General features: G+C 63.5%; 18 protein-coding genes. 16 read left to right on the plus strand and 2 right to left on the minus strand.

The window, feature by feature from the left end; translation table 11 throughout:
- Nucleotides 1-33 precede the first annotated feature (33 nt).
- The 16 genes from acpP (at nucleotide 34) to nagZ (ending at nucleotide 14774) form a co-directional block, all read left to right on the plus strand.
- A complete protein-coding gene (acpP, locus tag KHN96_RS07520; protein ID WP_008644813.1) occupies nucleotides 34-273 on the plus strand; it encodes an acyl carrier protein in 240 nt (79 codons plus the stop codon).
- A 113-nt stretch (nucleotides 274-386) separates the two neighbouring features.
- Nucleotides 387-1619 carry a beta-ketoacyl-ACP synthase II gene (gene fabF / locus KHN96_RS07525; RefSeq protein ID WP_045786462.1) on the plus strand — a complete coding sequence of 411 codons (1233 nt, stop codon included), beginning with the start codon at nucleotides 387-389 and terminating at the stop codon, nucleotides 1617-1619.
- Nucleotides 1620-2225: 606 nt separating this feature from the next.
- A complete protein-coding gene (gene rpoE, locus KHN96_RS07530) occupies nucleotides 2226-2825 on the plus strand; it encodes an RNA polymerase sigma factor RpoE (protein WP_211888715.1) in 600 nt (199 codons plus the stop codon).
- Nucleotides 2826-2931: 106 nt separating this feature from the next.
- Entirely contained in the window at nucleotides 2932-3564 is a 633-nt protein-coding gene (locus KHN96_RS07535) for a sigma-E factor negative regulatory protein (protein ID WP_045786463.1), read from the plus strand.
- A gap of 11 nt (nucleotides 3565-3575) precedes the next feature.
- The gene (locus tag KHN96_RS07540) at nucleotides 3576-4682 is read left to right on the plus strand and encodes a MucB/RseB C-terminal domain-containing protein (protein ID WP_045787829.1); all 1107 of its coding nucleotides are present in this window, start codon (nucleotides 3576-3578) and stop codon (nucleotides 4680-4682) included.
- A gap of 79 nt (nucleotides 4683-4761) precedes the next feature.
- On the plus strand, nucleotides 4762-6270 hold the full coding sequence (locus KHN96_RS07545) for a DegQ family serine endoprotease (protein ID WP_045786464.1): 1509 nt from the start codon (nucleotides 4762-4764) through the stop codon (nucleotides 6268-6270).
- Nucleotides 6267-6572, plus strand: a complete 306-nt coding sequence (locus KHN96_RS07550) for a glutaredoxin family protein (protein WP_045786465.1) — start codon at nucleotides 6267-6269, stop codon at nucleotides 6570-6572. Before KHN96_RS07545 ends, KHN96_RS07550 begins: the two co-directional genes overlap by 4 nt.
- A 173-nt stretch (nucleotides 6573-6745) precedes the next feature.
- Nucleotides 6746-8542: a translation elongation factor 4 gene (gene lepA, locus KHN96_RS07555; RefSeq protein ID WP_045786466.1), complete on the plus strand. Its 1797-nt coding sequence runs from the start codon at nucleotides 6746-6748 to the stop codon at nucleotides 8540-8542.
- A gap of 56 nt (nucleotides 8543-8598) precedes the next feature.
- On the plus strand, nucleotides 8599-9492 hold the full coding sequence (gene lepB, locus KHN96_RS07560) for a signal peptidase I (RefSeq protein WP_062739297.1): 894 nt from the start codon (nucleotides 8599-8601) through the stop codon (nucleotides 9490-9492).
- Nucleotides 9493-9557: 65 nt separating this feature from the next.
- Nucleotides 9558-9926, plus strand: coding sequence for a DUF4845 domain-containing protein (locus KHN96_RS07565; protein ID WP_045786468.1), 369 nt, complete (start codon nucleotides 9558-9560; stop codon nucleotides 9924-9926).
- Between the two features lies 1 nt (nucleotide 9927).
- A complete protein-coding gene (gene rnc, locus KHN96_RS07570; protein WP_045786469.1) occupies nucleotides 9928-10698 on the plus strand; it encodes a ribonuclease III in 771 nt (256 codons plus the stop codon).
- A gap of 8 nt (nucleotides 10699-10706) precedes the next feature.
- A complete protein-coding gene (gene era, locus KHN96_RS07575; RefSeq protein ID WP_115043982.1) occupies nucleotides 10707-11645 on the plus strand; it encodes a GTPase Era in 939 nt (312 codons plus the stop codon).
- A gap of 36 nt (nucleotides 11646-11681) precedes the next feature.
- Nucleotides 11682-12503, plus strand: coding sequence for a DNA repair protein RecO (recO, locus tag KHN96_RS07580; RefSeq protein WP_062739292.1), 822 nt, complete (start codon nucleotides 11682-11684; stop codon nucleotides 12501-12503).
- Nucleotides 12500-13291, plus strand: coding sequence for a pyridoxine 5'-phosphate synthase (gene pdxJ, locus KHN96_RS07585; RefSeq protein ID WP_062739290.1), 792 nt, complete (start codon nucleotides 12500-12502; stop codon nucleotides 13289-13291). The genes recO and pdxJ overlap by 4 nt, the downstream gene beginning before the upstream one ends.
- A complete protein-coding gene (acpS, locus tag KHN96_RS07590) occupies nucleotides 13288-13728 on the plus strand; it encodes a holo-ACP synthase (RefSeq protein WP_062739288.1) in 441 nt (146 codons plus the stop codon). Before pdxJ ends, acpS begins: the two co-directional genes overlap by 4 nt.
- Nucleotides 13725-14774, plus strand: coding sequence for a beta-N-acetylhexosaminidase (gene nagZ, locus KHN96_RS07595; protein WP_062739286.1), 1050 nt, complete (start codon nucleotides 13725-13727; stop codon nucleotides 14772-14774). Before acpS ends, nagZ begins: the two co-directional genes overlap by 4 nt.
- Nucleotides 14775-14843: 69 nt before the next feature.
- Here nagZ and efp read toward each other — a convergent pair whose 3' ends face one another.
- Nucleotides 14844-15413, minus strand: coding sequence for an elongation factor P (gene efp, locus KHN96_RS07600; RefSeq protein ID WP_045787830.1), 570 nt, complete (start codon nucleotides 15411-15413; stop codon nucleotides 14844-14846).
- A 124-nt stretch (nucleotides 15414-15537) separates the two neighbouring features.
- Nucleotides 15538-16728 (minus strand): elongation factor P maturation arginine rhamnosyltransferase EarP, encoded by a 1191-nt coding sequence (gene earP, locus KHN96_RS07605; RefSeq protein ID WP_062739284.1) that lies wholly within the window; start codon nucleotides 16726-16728, stop codon nucleotides 15538-15540.
- Nucleotides 16729-16761: the final 33 nt, after the last annotated feature.

Raw genomic sequence — 16761 nt, forward strand, 5'->3', positions numbered from 1 at the left:
ACTTTTTGTCGAATACTTCCCTGGAGGGTTTACATGGACAACATCGAACAACGCGTCAAGAAGATCGTCGCGGAACAACTCGGCGTGGCCGAAGCTGACATCAAGAATGAATCGTCGTTCGTGAACGATCTGGGCGCGGATTCGCTCGATACGGTTGAGCTGGTGATGGCGCTGGAAGACGAGTTCGGCATGGAAATCCCGGACGAAGAAGCTGAAAAGATCACCACGGTGCAGCAAGCCATCGACTACGCTACCGCCCACGTCAAGGCCTAAGCGTCAATCGATCTCTTGACATCGCGGGCCACAGAAAGGGCGGTTGTCCGGCTTGACCGGGTGGCGCGCTTTCTGTGGCCTTTGTCGCTGATACAGAGTTGCAGGAAAGCATAGTGAGCCGTCGTCGCGTCGTCGTAACCGGCCTGGGGCTGGTTTCTCCGGTAGGAAACTCGGTCGCCGAGGGGTGGGCCAATCTGGTCGCCGGCAAGTCCGGGATCGCCACCGTCACCAAATTCGATCATTCCAACCTGGCCGTGCACTTCGCTGGTGAAGTGAAGGGTTTCAACGTCGAGGACTACATCTCGGCCAAGGACGCCCGCCAGATGGATACGTTCATCCACTACGGTATTGCTGCCGGCGTGCAAGCGCTCAAGGACAGCGGCCTGGAGGTGAACGAGGCCAATGCCGAGCGCATTGGCGTGCTGGTTGGGTCTGGCATCGGCGGTCTGCCCATGATCGAGGACACGCATGCCACATACATGGAGCGTGGTCCGCGCCGGATTTCACCGTTCTTCGTGCCGGGTTCAATCATCAACATGATCTCGGGCCATCTGAGCATCATGTTCGGCCTGAAGGGCCCGAACCTGGCAGCCGTTACGGCGTGTACGACGGGCCTGCACAGCATCGGCCTGGCGGCGCGCCTGATCCAGGCCGGCGATGCCGACGTGATGGTGGCCGGCGGCGCAGAATCCACGGTGTCGCCGTTGGGTATCGGTGGCTTTGCCGCAGCGCGGGCGCTGTCTACCCGCAATGATGATCCTGCGACGGCATCTCGCCCCTGGGACAAGGATCGCGACGGCTTCGTCCTGGGCGAGGGCGCTGGCGTCATGGTGCTCGAAGAGTACGAGGCGGCAAAGGCGCGGGGCGCCAAAATCTACGCCGAGGTCGCGGGCTTCGGCATGAGCGGTGACGCGTTCCACATGACGGCGCCGAACATGGACGGCCCGCGCCGCTGCATGGTGGCAGCTCTGCGTGATGCCGGCATCAACGCCGATCAGGTGCAGTATCTGAACGCGCACGGCACCTCCACGCCGCTCGGTGACAAGAACGAAAGCGACGCCATCAAGGCCGCCTTTGGCGACCATGCCAAGAACGTCGTCGTGAACTCGACCAAGTCCATGACCGGCCACTTGCTGGGCGGTGCGGGCGGCCTGGAGTCGGTGTTCACGGTGCTGGCGCTTCACCACCAGGTGTCGCCGCCGACCATCAACATCTTCAACCAGGACCCGGAGTGCGATCTCGATTACTGCGCCAACACCGCGCGTGACATGAAGATCGACGTGGCCGTGAAGAACAATTTCGGCTTCGGCGGCACCAACGGCACGCTGGTGTTCAAGCGTCCTTAAGGCGCCTCGGCACGCGGTCACCGGGTGATTGCCTGCCGCGGAGCGATCTGCCCTTGGTTGTTCAGCATTTCGTTTTTTCAGCGCGGTATCGGCACTTGACTGCGGCGAGCCGATTCGCTCTGGCGAGTGCGATCCTGTCTGTGGTGGCGTGGCTCGCATGCGCGTGGGGTGAAGCGCTGCCGTTTCCCGTATGGCTCTGCATTGGTGGTCTCGCAGTGGCGGCTTGCGTCCCGCTGATTGTCAATCGGACGCCGCTCGAGATGGAACTGATGTGGCGCGCCCGCCTCAAAGAAGGCGGGGAGCCGGGAACGCCCGTGTGGCAGGTCCGCTTGAAGACCGGCAAAGCGCTCCGAAATGCGCTTCTGCTATGGTGTTGGCCGCTTGGCGAGCGCGTTCTGGTGATGGGTGTCGCCCACGGTGGGTGGTGCCCACAGATCCTGGTGCTGTCGCCGCCATGGTGTGCTGCCAGGCAATTACGTCGTACGCGAAGTCTGTTGCGCCTCGGGCCGCCATCAGCAGCTTCTGGGGCAGGCAGTGTGTCGTAGGTAAAATACAACGTTTCCCAGTCATAAAAATTCAAGGCGATACACTGCAGGTGAAGAATCCGTGGGCGAGCGCGAAGCCGACCAGATCCTCGTCGAGCGCGTCCAGCAAGGCGACAAGCGGGCGTTTGAGCTGCTGGTGGTCAAGTACCATCGCAAGATCATCCGTCTCGTTTCACGCCTGATCCGAGACCCGGCGGAGGTGGAGGATGTGGCGCAGGATGCCTTTATCAAGGCCTACCGTGCACTGCCCCAGTTCCGGGGCGAATCCGCGTTCTACACGTGGCTGTATCGCATCGCCGTCAATACAGCCAAGAATTACCTGGCGACGCAGGGCCGGCGCCCCGAATCGTCCAGCGACATCGACACCGAAGAGGCTGAAACTTTTGCCGATGGTGAACAACTAAGGGATATCAATACGCCGGACTCCATGCTGCATACCAAGCAGGTCGCCGAAACGGTGAACCGTGCAATGGAAGCGCTGCCCGAGGAATTGCGCACTGCAATTACGCTGCGGGAGATCGAGGGTCTGAGCTATGAGGAAATCGCCGAGGCGATGGAATGCCCGATCGGCACCGTCCGGTCCCGCATCTTCCGGGCGCGCGAGGCGATTGCCGAGAAGTTGCGTCCTCTGCTTGGAACGGTGGAGGGCAAACGGTGGTAGCCAGCCGATATGAAAAGCCGGCGGCCCGAATGGCTGCAAACGGCGAAACCTCGGGAAGTCTTCTCTCGGATCGTTGATTGGACGTTGGAGTTTTTGGGGTCGGGAAATGGGTCAGGCTCAAATGCAGACGGCAGAAGCGGAGTTCGCGCAACGCATCTCCGCCTTGATGGACGGTGAAATCGCAGCGCACGAAGTGTCGTCTGCCGTGGATCTCGCGAAGGACGGAGAGGGCGCCGTGCACTGGCGCGAGTATCAGTTGATCGGCGATGTGCTCCGATCGGAGGACTTGCTCCACACCCGTTCTTCAGAAGACTTCCTCAAGCGGTTTTCGGCCAAGCTCGAGGCCGAGCCCCATCTGCTGGTGCCGGCAGTGGCGCAGCGGGCGCAAGCGCAAGAGAGGCACCGCTTCCTGGTCAGCCCTGCCTGGGTTCGCCGGATCGTGCCCTCGACTGCTGTGGCGGCGGCGGTGGCGGCCGTTAGCTGGGTCGTCGTGCCGCAGTTGCGCGGCCCGGCGGATGGCGCAGACGGCTCCCCCGCGCTGGTGGCCAAGGCCGCGCAAGGTGCCGATGCCCCGGCTGTGACCTTGGCTGCTGCCGATGCCACGCCGATGATTCGCGATGCCCGCCTGGACGAGTATCTGAGTGCGCATCGTCAGTCGGCGACCAACGGCATGGTGGTTCCATATCTGCGCGCAGTGGCCAATGGGGTGGCAAACACCCAGGACTCCAATCAGGAATAATGCGGGCATCCATGTCGAAGGTGTGGCACCCCGTTGCCGGGGCAGGCGCCCGCAAGCTCCAAGCCGTTCGTCGGTCCGTCTTTCTTCTCCTGTGTGTTTCCGCGCTCGCGACGGCGGCTCAGCAGCAACTTGAGCCCATGCCGCGCAAGGAGGCCGCTTCCTGGCTGGCCAAGATTCATCGCGCGGCGCTCAAGCAGAACTATGTCGGCACGCTCACGTATCAACGTGGCACTGGCATGCATTCCACGCGCATCCAGCATTACGCCGACCTCTTCAATAACGAGTTCGAGCGCATCGAGGCGCTGGACGGCAAGCAGCGCGAGATGCTGCGGCAGAACGATGTCGTTCGTAACCTCATCTATGACGTCAAGCTGGTCGTCACAGAGCGGCAGGAGCACAAGGACAGCTTCCCTGCGCTTCTGGCCACTACCAATGGCGACGTGCTCGACCAGTACGACATGCGCCAGCTGTCCCCGGAGCGGGTGGCGGGCATGGACTGCGAAGTCTTCCAGCTTGATCCCAAGGATGGGTTTCGCTATGCCTATCGCATCTGGGCGGAGCGCAACAGCGGTTTGCTGATGCGCGCCCAGACGATCGGCGAGGACGGAAAGGTTCTTGAGCAGGTGGCCTTTTCGCAGATTGCCTTGGGCGTGCCGTCGGAAAAGCAGAAGATTGTCTCCGCGCTCAAGAACCTGAGCGGCTGGAATCAGTACGAGGTGGTCACGCAGCCGACGAATCTGGCCGAGCAAGGCTGGACGATCGGCAATCCGGTCAAGGGGTTCCAGAAGATCCGCGAAGTGCGTCGCCCGCTCGGCGATATTGCGCCCGCCGGAAAGAACAGCCCGAGCTTCGAAGTGCAGCAGGTGGTATTCAGCGACGGGCTGGCCGGGTTGTCGCTGTTCATCGAACCCGTATCTGAAAAACGTGCGCGGCGCGAAGGCTTCATCTCGCAGGGTGCGACCCATGTGATGGTGCGCCGCATCGGGGACTTCTGGCTGACGGTAGTCGGCGAAGTGCCGTTTGCTACCATCAAGCAATTCGGCTCGGCTGTGGAATACAAACCGGTTTCCGCCAACGCGGCCAGCGCGGCCGGTAAGCCGGCCGGCGCGCCGCAATAGCGTTCGCTGGCATCATCTTGGCTGCGTCGCAGGTTCCGCAGCGCCATTTCTCTACGTGTCTTTGTTTCGGGGAGCTCTCATGCGTACCGCTCGATCCGTTCACCGTTTGCGTCTGCTTTGCGTTGCCGCCGCGCTCGCGCTTGGCAGCGCGCTGACACCGGCTTATGCGCAGAACGCCACGGGCAGCGTGGCGACCGGCACCTATGGCTTGCCCGACTTTGCCGATCTGGTCGAGAAGGTCAGCCCCGCCGTGGTCAACATCCGCACGACCGAAAAAGTGCGGATGCAAGGCGGTCCGAGCGATGACGACATGGCGGAGTTCTTCCGCCGCTTCTTTGGCGTACCGATGCCCGGAATGCCTGGGCAAGGCCAGAAGCGCCGCAACGCACCGCCCCAGCAAGAAGAGGAGCAGAGCCGGGGCGTCGGCTCCGGCTTCATCATTTCCGGCGATGGCTACATCCTGACCAACGCGCACGTTGTCGAGGGCGCCGAGACGATCTATGTCACGCTGATCGACAAACGCGAGTTCAAGGCCAGGCTCATCGGCCTGGACAAGAGGACCGACGTGGCGCTCGTCAAGGTGGACGCGGCCGGCCTGCCCAGCCTGAAACTGGGCGACTCCGACAAGGTGCGCGTGGGCGAGTGGGTGCTGGCCATTGGCTCGCCGTTCGGCCTGGATAACACCGTCACGGCCGGTATCGTGTCGGCCAAGGGGCGCGATACGGGCGATTACCTGCCCTTCATCCAGTCTGATGTGGCTGTCAACCCCGGCAACTCCGGCGGGCCGCTGATCAACCTGCGTGGCGAGGTCATCGGTATCAACAACCAGATCTACAGCCAGAGCGGCGGCTACATGGGCATTTCGTTCTCGATCCCGATCGACGAAGCGATGCGTGTCGCTGAGCAGCTGAAGGCCCAGGGCCGCGTGACGCGCGGACGCATCGGCGTGGCCATCGACAATGTGCCGAAGGACGCGGCGGAATCGCTGGGCCTCGGCCGCGCTCGCGGCGCCTACGTGGGCAACGTCGAATCAGGTGGTCCGGCCGACAAGGCCGGCATCGAGGCGGGCGACATCGTCCTCAAGTTCAACGGCCGCGACATCGAGAAGGCGGGCGACCTGCAACGCCAGGTCGGCGAAACGAAGCCCGGCACCCGCGCCACCGTGCAGGTCTGGCGCAAGGGCGCGACGCGCGATCTGACCGTCACCGTGGCGGAGCTGCCCTCCGATACCAAGGTAGCCCAGCGCAATAAGGGCGCGCAACCCGACAACAGCCAGCAGGGCCCGGGCAAACCGAACGCACTGGGGCTGGTCGTCTCCGATCTGTCGGAAGGCGCCCATCGCGAGTTCAAGACGAAGGCCGGTGTCGAGGTGCAGGTCGCCGAGGGCCCGGCTGCACGGGTGGGCATCCGCCCAGGCGATCTGATCCTGCGTGTGGGCGACACCGATATCACGAGCGCGAAGCAATTCAACGAAGTGGTGGCCAAGCTCGACAAGAACCGCATGGTGGCCGTGTTCGTCCGCCGCGGGGACGCCACCCAGGTGGTGACGATGCGCCCCAGCACGGCCCGTTCGGGTAGCGGCCAGTGATTGAGCTCACGCTCTATGGCCGCACGTATTGCCATTTGTGCGACGACATGAAGAACGCGCTGGAGCCGCTCCAGCGCCGTTTTTCATTTGTGCTGCACGAAGTGGATGTGGACAGCGACCCCGCACTCGAAGACCGGTTTGGCGAGTGGGTGCCCGTGCTGATGACTGGCGGCCCAAACGCGCGGCCGGACGACGCGCACGAACTCTGCCATTACTTCCTCGACGCGCCGGTCGTGCAGGCGTGGCTGGCCGCGCAGACCGCCCCAGCCGCGCCGCAAAAAGAGCCGCGGGAAACCCCCTGAAATCCGGTAAAATCGCCGGTTAGCGCCGATTTTTGCAGTGCACGATGGTTCGTGCAGCAAACTCGGCTTGGAACTCAATACCTCCGCCCGCGCTGTCAATTTGCGCAGGCCGTGCCGGAACCGCTTCGCGCCCCGGTACACGCGCCCGGGATGGGCGCTTTTCGACGCATTCGATGGACAATATCCGCAATTTTTCGATCATCGCCCACATCGACCACGGCAAATCGACGCTGGCCGATCGCATCATCCAGTTGTGTGGCGGGCTTTCCGACCGCGAGATGGAAGCCCAGGTGCTGGACTCGATGGACATCGAGAAAGAACGCGGCATCACCATCAAGGCGCAGACCGCCGCGCTGTCCTACAAGGCGCAGGACGGCAAGGTCTACAACCTCAATCTGATCGATACCCCCGGGCACGTCGACTTCAGCTATGAAGTCAGCCGCTCGCTGTCCGCCTGTGAAGGCGCGCTGCTCGTTGTGGACGCGTCGCAAGGTGTGGAGGCGCAGACGGTTGCCAACTGCTACACCGCCATCGAGCTGGGCGTGGAAGTGGTGCCGGTGCTGAACAAGATCGATCTGCCTGCGGCCGATCCGGACAACGCCATCCAGGAAATCGAAGATGTGATCGGCATTGACGCGCAGGACGCGACGCGCTGCTCCGCCAAGACCGGTGTGGGCGTGGCCGACGTGCTGGAAGCGCTGATCGCCAAGGTGCCCGCGCCCAAGGGCGATCCCGACGCACCGCTGCAGGCGCTCATCATCGATTCGTGGTTCGACAATTACGTTGGCGTTGTGATGCTGGTGCGTGTGGTCAACGGCACGCTGCGCGCCAAGGACAAGGTGCTGCTGATGGCGACGGGCGCGCAACACCTCGTGGAGCAGGTGGGTGTGTTCTCACCGAAGTCGGTTACGCGGGAGTCGCTGTCCGCGGGGCAGGTGGGCTTCGTCATCGCCGGCATCAAGGAACTGAAGGCGGCCAAGGTGGGTGACACGATCACCCACGTCGCGCCGCGCAAGGCCGAGGCGCCGCTGCCCGGCTTCAAGGAAGTCAAGCCGCAGGTGTTTGCCGGCCTGTATCCGGTGGAGGCCAACCAGTACGAAGCGCTGCGCGAATCGCTGGAGAAGCTGCAGCTGAACGATGCCTCGCTGCAGTTCGAGCCGGAAGTGTCGCAGGCGCTGGGCTTTGGCTTCCGTTGCGGCTTCCTCGGCCTGCTGCACATGGAGATCGTGCAGGAGCGCCTGGAGCGCGAATTCGACATGGACCTGATCACCACCGCGCCAACGGTGGTCTACCAGGTCGTGCAGCGCGACGGTACCACAGTGCAGGTCGAAAACCCGGCGAAGATGCCCGACCCGAGCAAGATCGAGGCGATTCTCGAGCCGATCGTCACGGTGAACCTGTACATGCCGCAGGAGTACGTGGGCGCGGTGATCACGCTGTGCGAGCAGAAGCGCGGCACGCAGATCAACATGAGCTACCACGGTCGCCAGGTGCAGCTCACGTACGAGATTCCGATGGGGGAAATCGTGCTCGATTTCTTCGACCGGCTGAAGTCGGTATCGCGCGGGTATGCCTCGATGGACTACGAGTTCAAGGAATACCGCCCGTCCGACGTGGTAAAAGTCGACATGCTCATCAACGGCGACAAGGTCGATGCGCTTTCCATCATCGTGCACCGCTCCAACAGCGCCTACCGTGGCCGCGAAGTCGCCGCCAAGATGCGCGAGATCATCCCGCGCCAGATGTACGACGTCGCCATCCAGGCCGCCATCGGCAGTAACGTGATTGCGCGCGAGAACGTCAAGGCGTTGCGCAAGAACGTGCTGGCCAAGTGCTATGGCGGCGATATTTCCCGCAAGAAGAAGCTCCTCGAGAAGCAGAAAGAGGGCAAGAAGCGCATGAAGCAGGTCGGTACTGTTGAGATTCCGCAGGAGGCGTTTCTCGCCATCCTGCGGGTCGAAGAAAAATAACCCGGACACCGCTCGGACCGTTCAGACAAGCAGCGCTTCCTGCGCCTCTCTCATCCATGAACTTCGCTCTGATCCTGTTTGTTCTTGTCATCATCACCGGCATTGCGTGGGTGGCCGACAAGCTTGTGTTCCAGCGCCAGCGGCAGGCAGCGGCCGCCGCCGCGCTGGCCGAATTCGATGCGCGCGCGCAGGCGCAGATGCAGTATGGGGGCGCCGGCGATATCGGCACGGCACGCCTGCAGTTGGCTGAAGAGAAGCTGCGCCAGCCCTGGTGGTTGGAGTACACCGCGAGCTTCTTCCCGGTGATCGCCGCGGTGTTTCTGCTGCGCTCGTTCGTGATCGAGCCGTTCAAGATTCCGTCGGGCTCGATGATCCCCACGCTGCAGATCGGCGACTTCATCCTCGTCAACAAGTACACGTACGGGATCCGCCTGCCCATCATGAACAAGAAGATCGTGGAGCTGAACCAGCCGCAGCGCGGCGACGTAATGGTCTTCCGCTATCCGAAAGATGAATCGATGGACTACATTAAGCGCGTGATCGGGGTGCCGGGTGATGTCGTGACGTACAGCAACAAGCGCCTGACGGTGAACGGCCAGCCTGCCACCTATGCCGCGCAGCCTGACTATCTCGACGGTGAAAGACTGACGTACTCGAAGCAGTATCAGGAGACGCTCGGCAACGTCACCCACAACATCCTGAACGATGCCGATCGCCCGGCCTACGTGTCCGGCCCGGACGATTTTCCGTTCCGCGAAAACTGCACTTACAATCAGGCCGGCTTCACCTGCAAGGTACCTGCAGGTCACTATTTCATGATGGGCGATAATCGCGACAATAGCGCGGACTCCCGTTACTGGGGGTTCGTGCCGGATAAGAACATCGTCGGGAAGGCGTTTTTCATCTGGATGAATCTGGGCGATCTCAAGCGGATCGGCAGCTTTCATTGATCCAGATAAGTGATTTTTTCGCCGCTTATTCCAGCACGCAGCAATTGCACAACGGGGGACATGCAATGCGGAATCGTCAGGCCGGTCTGAAACGCCAGTCGCGCGGGATTACCATGTTTGGCATCCTGATCGGCATCATCGTGCTGATCACGTTCGTGTTACCGGCGGTTCGGTCTATTCCGAGCCTGATGGAATACCAGGCGATCACCCGTGCCGTAAAGCAGGCGCGCGAGCGTGCTGCCACGCGTGAAGACATCGTGGCAGCGTTCGACAAGCAGGCCGCCATTGACGACATCACCTCGATCAAGGGCGACGATCTGGAAGTGCTGGACGGCGGTGGGTCGATCCAGGCGGTGCGCTTCTCGTACAAGCGCGAGGTGCCGCTGTACGGCCCCATCGGTCTGGTGATCACCTATTCGGGGACCCAGCGTTGACATGAGTCTGGATGCATTGCAGCAACGCCTTGGCTACCGCTTCAGCAAACCGGAGTTGCTGCAGCAGGCGCTCACGCATCGCAGCCACAGCGCGATGCACAACGAGCGCCTGGAATTTCTTGGCGATTCGATCCTGAATTGCGCCGTTGCCGACATGCTCTACGGCATGTTTGGCAAGTTGGATGAAGGCGATCTTTCGCGCGTGCGGGCCAACCTGGTCAAGCAGCAGGCGTTGTACGAGATCGCGCAGATGCTGCAGCTGCCGGACGCATTGCGGCTGGGCGAGGGCGAGCTGAAAAGCGGCGGTTTCCGCCGGCCTTCGATTCTTGCCGACGCGCTGGAAGCTATCTTTGGAGCGGTCTTCCTGGACGGCGGCTTTGATGCCGCCCGTACGCTGATCCGCAAGCTGTACATCCCCATCCTGGAGCAGGTCGATCCGCGCACACTGGGCAAGGACGCCAAAACGCTGCTGCAGGAGTATCTGCAAGGCCACAAGATTGCGCTTCCGCTTTACGCGGTGGTCGCCACCCACGGCGCGGCGCATAATCAGCAATTCGAAGTCGAGTGCACGATCCCGAAGCTGGAGATTCGCGTCTCCGGCAGCGGGGCATCGCGCCGCGCGGCCGAACAATCGGCGGCCAAGCTGGCCCTGGAAGAAGCGCATCGCCTCGTGCCGCAGCTCCTCAAGCGCAGCCGCGCCGAGCGCACCGGCAAGACGCGCAAGCAGGCCACGCCGCCCGATCCGCAGTTGTCTCTCAGGTTGAAGGAATAATCAGGTAAATGAGCGACACCCCATTGCAGCCTCCGCAGCCAGAGTCTGGCGTGCCGGAGGGGTTCCGCTGCGGCATGGTCGCCATCGTTGGGCGACCGAACGTCGGCAAATCCACGCTGATGAACGCCCTCGTGGGCCAGAAAGTCAGCATCACATCGCGCAAGGCGCAGACCACCCGCCACCGCATCACGGGCATTCAGACGACGGATGACGCCCAGTTCGTCTTCGTCGATACGCCGGGCTTCCAGACGCGCCATGCCACCGCGCTGAACCGTTCGCTGAACCGGGCGGTCACGGCCACGCTTACGTCGGTGGATGCGGTGTTGTTCGTGGTCGAGGCCGGCCGCTATGGCCCGGACGATGAGAAAGTGCTCTCGCTGCTGCCGCGCGAGACGCCTGTCATCCTCATCGTCAACAAGGTCGACCGGCTCGATGCCTACACGCGTGCGGAGATGGTCGCCGTATTCCTGCAGGAGATGTCGCAGGTGTTTCCGTTCCGGGAGATCGTGCCGATGTCGGCCAAGAACCGCGACGACATCCTGCGCCTGCTCGGCATCGTGCGGCCCCATCTGCCCGAAGGCGAGCCGATGTACGACCCCGAAGCGCTTACCGACCGTAGCGAGCGCTTCCTCGCCGCGGAGATCGTCCGCGAAAAAGTCTTCCGCTGGACCGGCGACGAGCTGCCGTATTCCAGCACCGTCGTCGTCGACAAGTTCGAGACCGAAGGCCGCCTGCGGCGCGTGTTCGTCACCATCCTGGTCGACCGCGATGCGCACAAGGCGATGATCATCGGCGCCAAGGGCGCCAAGCTCAAGCAGATCTCCACCGAAGCCCGCATGGACATGGAAAAGCTGTTCGACGGCAAGGTGTATCTGGAGGTCTGGATCAAGGTCAAGAGCGGTTGGGCGGACAACGAGGCCGGCCTGCGCGCCTACGGCTACGAGTAACGGCGCGAGCCCTCAGCCGTTTTCCACACACAGTCGATGGCGGGACGATCCGATCCGATTCCGGATGAAGCCGCGGAATGGCTCGCCGAGGAGGGCATTGCCGGCGCCGCGCCGCGCAAGAGCTTTCCCGCCGGGCGCTCGGAGACCCGCGTGGCGGCGCAGCCGGCGTTCGTGCTGCACAGCTATCCGTATCGTGAAACCAGCCTGATCATCGACGTCTTTACGCCCGACTACGGACGGATGGCGCTCGTTGCGAAGGGCGCGAAGCGGCCGCATTCTGCGCTGCGTGCAGTGCTGCAGACGTTTCAGCCCCTGTCGCTGTCATGGAGCGGCCGCGGCGAGGTACGCACGCTCACGCGCGCCGAGTGGGTTGGCGGCATGGTGCCGCTGGGCGGAGAGGGGCTGCTCTCGGGCTTCTACCTGAACGAATTGCTCGTCAAGTTCGTGGCGCGCGAAGACGGGCACCCTGTGTTGTTCGCGCATTACGTTGAAACGCTCAACAAGCTCGCCCATGGCGAGCCGGCCGCCTTTACGCTGCGTGCATTTGAGCGCGTGCTGTTGCGCGAGACCGGCTTTGCCGCCCGGCTCGACCGTTGCATCGACGGAGAACCGGTGCAGGCCGATGGCGAATACGTCTATCACCCCGAGCGCGGCATCCGGCGCGCGCTGCCGAGTGATCCGTCGTCGTGGCCCGTGCTGCGCGGCCAGACGCTGATCGACATGGAACGCGACGATTACGCCTCGCGCCCCACGACCGCCCAGCAGAGCCGCAGCCTGATGCGATTCCTGCTGCATTATCATTTGCACGGCACGCCGCTTTCGACGCGCCAGATCCTGATCGACTTGCAGAAACTATGATCTTTCATGCCTCGCCGGGGGTCATCGACCTGGGCATCAACATCGACCACGTCGCCACGCTGCGCAACGCGCGCGGCACCACTTACCCGGACCCGATCGCCGCGGCGCTGCTTGCCGAAGAGGCCGGCGCCGACCTCATCACGCTGCATTTGCGGGAAGACCGTCGCCACATCAAGGACGCCGACGTCCGCGCACTGCGCCCGCAACTGCGCACGCGCATGAATCTGGAGTGCGCGGTCACGCAGGAGATGCTCGATATCGCCTGCGACATCGGTCCGCAAGATGTCTGTCTCGTGCCGGAACGTCGCCAGGAAGTCACCACTGAAGGCGGTCTCGATGTGGTGGGCGGCTTTGCCAAGGTTCAGGCGGCGTGCAAGCAGCTGGCAGACGCCGGCATCCGCGTATCGCTGTTCATCGATCCGGATGCGGAGCAGATCGAAGCCGCTGCCGCCGCCGGCGCGCCCGTCATCGAACTGCACACCGGCCGCTACGCCGAAGCCACAGATCCCGCCGAGGTGAAGGCAGAGCTCGTGCGCATCGAAACGGCCGTGGAAGAGGGCATTCGGTGGGGCGTCCGAGTCAATGCCGGGCACGGCCTGCACTACACGAACGTGCAGCCGATCGCGGCCATTGCCGGTATCCATGAACTGAACATCGGCCACGCCGTCGTCGCGCATGCCGTATTTGCCGGCTGGCAGAACGCCGTGCGCGAGATGAAGGCGATCATGGTTGCGGCGCGGCTGTCGTCGACGACGCCCGCGGCGGCACATCCAGGCGTGCCGGTATGAACGCGCCGGCCGCGGCTTCGGTATCCGGTGCCATCTACGGCATCGGCACCGACATCATCCAGATCGAGCGCGTGGAAGGCGTGATGCAGCGGACCAACGGCCGCTTTGCCGAAAAGGTGCTCGGCCCCGATGAGCTGCGCGTCTATCACGCCCGCAAGGCACGCTCTGAGCGCCGGGGCCTCGCGTTTCTGGCCACGCGCTTTGCTGCCAAGGAAGCCGTGTCCAAGGCCATTGGCCTTGGCATGCGCTGGCCGATGACATGGCGCGCGGTGCAGACGCTCAACTTGCCCTCCGGCCAGCCGGTGGTGCGCTACAGCGGCGAACTGGCCGACTGGATCGCGCAGCACGGCCTCCATATCCAGATCAGCGTGACGGACGAGCGCGACTACGCAGTCGCCTTTGCCGTCGCCGAGTTGCAAACGAAACCCACCGCATGACTCAAACCAACAAGCAGAAGCGCCCCGGCCCGATCGTCCTGGATGTCGCCGGTCTTGAACTGGGCCCGGACGACGTCCGCCGCGTCGCTCACCCGCTGACGGGCGGCGTGATCCTGTTCGCGCGCAACTTTGAATCGCGCGCCCAGTTGACGGCGCTCACGCGAGCGATCCGCGCGGTACGTGACGACGTGCTCATCTGCATCGACCACGAAGGTGGCCGCGTGCAGCGTGCCAAGACCGACGGCTTCACGCACCTCCCGGCCATGGGCGCGCTCGGGCGATTGTGGGATGCCGACGTGCTGTCCGCCACGCGCGCCGCCACGGCCTGCGGCTACGTGCTCGCCGCCGAACTGCGCGCCTGCGATATCGACCTCAGCTTCACGCCCGTGCTGGATCTCGACTATGGCAACAGCAGCGTGATTGGCGACCGCGCCTTCCACCGTGACCCGCGCGTGGTGACGATGCTGGCCAATCATCTGACGCTGGGCCTCCGACTGGCGGGCATGTCGAACTGCGGCAAGCATTTCCCCGGTCATGGCTTTGTCCAGGCCGATTCGCACATTGCCGTGCCGGTGGACGAACGCCCGCTCGAGGCGATCCTCGCGGATGACGCCCAGCCCTACGGCTGGATGGGCATCGGTCTGCAATCGGTGATGCCAGCGCACGTGATCTACTCGGCGGTGGACCCGAACCCGGCGGGCTTCTCGCGCTTCTGGCTGCAGGACATGCTGCGCACGCATTTCAACTTCGACGGCGTGATCTTCAGCGACGACCTCAGCATGGAAGGCGCAAGCGTCGCAGGCTCGGTGGTGGACGGTGCGCGCGCGGCGCTTACCGCCGGCTGCGACATGGTGCTGATCTGCAACGCACCGGACAAGGCCGATCGGCTGCTGAATGAGCTCGACGTGAAGATGGACAAGACTTCACAGCGCCGCGTGCGGCGGTTGTTTGGTGGCAAGGCGGCCAAGGACTGGGCGAAGCTGCAGCAGCAATCCGCCTACCGGCAGGCGCTGCGTACGCTACGCGAGGCCAGGCTCATTGCATGACGCCACGCCAAACTGGCGGCAACAAAAAAGGCAGCGCGAAGCTGCCTTTTTTGTCGCTGCGGCGCCGTCTTACTTGGCGCGGCTGCGGTACTCGTCGGTACGCGTGTCGATTTCGATCTTGTCGCCCGTGTTGCAGAACAGCGGCACCTGGATCACGAAATCCTTGTTGTCGTTGATCTGTGCGGCCTTCAGCACCTTGCCCGACGAGGTGTCACCCTTCACGGCCGGCTCGGTGTAGACGATTTCGCGGACAACCGTGGTCGGCAGTTCGACCGAGATGGGGCTGTCGTTGTACAGCGTCACTTCCACCTGCATGCCGTCTTGCAGGTAGTTCAGTGCGTTGCCCATGTTCTCGGCGTCGACTTCGTACTGCTCGCCGGTACTCATGTTCATGAAGACATACCGCGTGCCGTCGAAGTACGAGTACTCGGCTTCCTTCTTGTCGAGGATGACCTGCTCGAACTTGTCGTCAGCGTTGAATACCGATTCGCTGCCTGCACCCGTCAGCAGGTTCTTGTACTTCATCTTGATCACGGCGCCCGAACGGCCCGAACGGCTGTACTCGGTCTTGAGCACGACCATGGCGTCGTTGCCGATCATGAACACGTTGCCTGCGCGGAGTTCTTGCGCGATCTTCAAGGCCATTTCTAAATCTTCCTGAAAAGTAAGAGGGGTCGATGCGCGCCAAGCAACGATGCAACCGCGCGAGTCCCTCAGGTCGCGCGAACCAGGTCAGAGCCGGGGCCGCATGGTGAACAGCCCGCTATTTTACCTGTTTTTCGCAGAAAGCCACCAAATTCGCGGCGAGGTCGCCAAGTTGCGCGAGAGACCGCTCCCACGTGGCGGCACGTGCGCGCAGGCGCGGGGCCGCGGCTGCCAGGCCGCTCCAGTCGAGCCGGGCCGGCGTGCCGTTCCAGGCGTGCCAGAAAGCCGTCAGCGTTGCCGCGTCGGGCTCGGACAGGGCCGGCGTGTAGCGGGTCAGAAAGGCGTCCAGCTTGGCCAGGTGGACGCCATCGGTTTGCGGGTAGATGTGCCACACGAACGGCTTCAGCGCCCATTGGGCGCGCACGAACGAATCTTCGCCGCGGACAAAGTTGATGTCGCACGCCCACAGGAGCGGATCGTAGTGCTCCTGCGCAACGAACGGCACGACGGCGACAGTCAGGTTGCCGCGCGTCCACCGCGCCCCGGTCCTGGCCGCGGTACCGCCCAGCAGGTCGGCGATCTGCGTTGCGGCGAGGCCCTCGGGCACCAGGCAGATCACCGGCTGGGGCGATGCCTCCCACTGGGCGACCAGCGCCGGCAGCGCCGCATTGGAGTACGCGAACAGGCTGACGCGCAGCGCATCGGGCTGTTCGCGCGTCAGGTCATCCACCCCGAGTCGATGCCATAACGCGTGGTGGGCCGCCGGGCTGGCGTCGAAAGCTGCGCGCTGGGCGCCGAGGTGCGATTCGCGCAGCACGCCGCCGGTGTTCGGCGCAAAGCCAGGAAAGAAGAAATGCTTGACCAGCGGCAGGCGCGGATGTGGCGACTGCATCGCGTGGTACTCGGACACCCACTGTTCCGCGCTGAGGTATTCGAGGTTGATCCACACCGGCGCAGCACCGCGCGCGGCCAACTCCGCCATGTGCCCGAGCATGGGTCCCGGCGCCGCGCAGGCGAAGGCTTCGACCACCACGTCATGCGGCGCAGGGTGCGCATCGGCGGCAAGGAGTGCGGCAACCTGTGCATCGTCGCCCCAATGGCGAATGTCGACCCCCGAGACGCGCTGCGCCTCGGCCTTGACGTCCACTGCAGGGCAGAGTTTTTCGAACGCGCGCAGATCATCGACCCACAGGCGGACCGTGTGACCGTGCTCCTGCGCGAGCTGGCGGGCCAGGCGCCAGCACACGCCGATGTCGCCGTAGTTGTCGACGACGCGGCAGAAGATGTCCCAGGACGTGATGGTGCGCATGCGGCAGGCGAGAGAGCGAAGACGGTGACCGGC

This window comes from Ralstonia mannitolilytica (assembly GCF_905397375.1).
GTDB classification, from domain to species: Bacteria; Pseudomonadota; Gammaproteobacteria; order Burkholderiales; family Burkholderiaceae; genus Ralstonia; species Ralstonia mannitolilytica.

What these genes read in the sequence shown, in the direction of transcription:
- KHN96_RS07545 (WP_045786464.1), top strand. Translation starts at nt 4,762, where the DNA reads ATGCGTACCGCTCGATCCGTTCACCGTTTGCGTCTGCTTTGCGTTGCC.
- acpP (WP_008644813.1), top strand. Translation starts at nt 34, where the DNA reads ATGGACAACATCGAACAACGCGTCAAGAAGATCGTCGCGGAACAACTC.
- acpS (WP_062739288.1), top strand. Translation starts at nt 13,288, where the DNA reads ATGAACGCGCCGGCCGCGGCTTCGGTATCCGGTGCCATCTACGGCATC.
- rnc (WP_045786469.1), top strand. Translation starts at nt 9,928, where the DNA reads ATGAGTCTGGATGCATTGCAGCAACGCCTTGGCTACCGCTTCAGCAAA.
- earP (WP_062739284.1), bottom strand. Translation starts at nt 16,728, where the DNA reads ATGCGCACCATCACGTCCTGGGACATCTTCTGCCGCGTCGTCGACAAC.
- KHN96_RS07535 (WP_045786463.1), top strand. Translation starts at nt 2,932, where the DNA reads ATGGGTCAGGCTCAAATGCAGACGGCAGAAGCGGAGTTCGCGCAACGC.
- pdxJ (WP_062739290.1), top strand. Translation starts at nt 12,500, where the DNA reads ATGATCTTTCATGCCTCGCCGGGGGTCATCGACCTGGGCATCAACATC.
- lepA (WP_045786466.1), top strand. Translation starts at nt 6,746, where the DNA reads ATGGACAATATCCGCAATTTTTCGATCATCGCCCACATCGACCACGGC.
- nagZ (WP_062739286.1), top strand. Translation starts at nt 13,725, where the DNA reads ATGACTCAAACCAACAAGCAGAAGCGCCCCGGCCCGATCGTCCTGGAT.
- lepB (WP_062739297.1), top strand. Translation starts at nt 8,599, where the DNA reads ATGAACTTCGCTCTGATCCTGTTTGTTCTTGTCATCATCACCGGCATT.
- recO (WP_062739292.1), top strand. Translation starts at nt 11,682, where the DNA reads ATGGCGGGACGATCCGATCCGATTCCGGATGAAGCCGCGGAATGGCTC.
- KHN96_RS07540 (WP_045787829.1), top strand. Translation starts at nt 3,576, where the DNA reads ATGTCGAAGGTGTGGCACCCCGTTGCCGGGGCAGGCGCCCGCAAGCTC.
- KHN96_RS07565 (WP_045786468.1), top strand. Translation starts at nt 9,558, where the DNA reads ATGCGGAATCGTCAGGCCGGTCTGAAACGCCAGTCGCGCGGGATTACC.
- era (WP_115043982.1), top strand. Translation starts at nt 10,707, where the DNA reads ATGAGCGACACCCCATTGCAGCCTCCGCAGCCAGAGTCTGGCGTGCCG.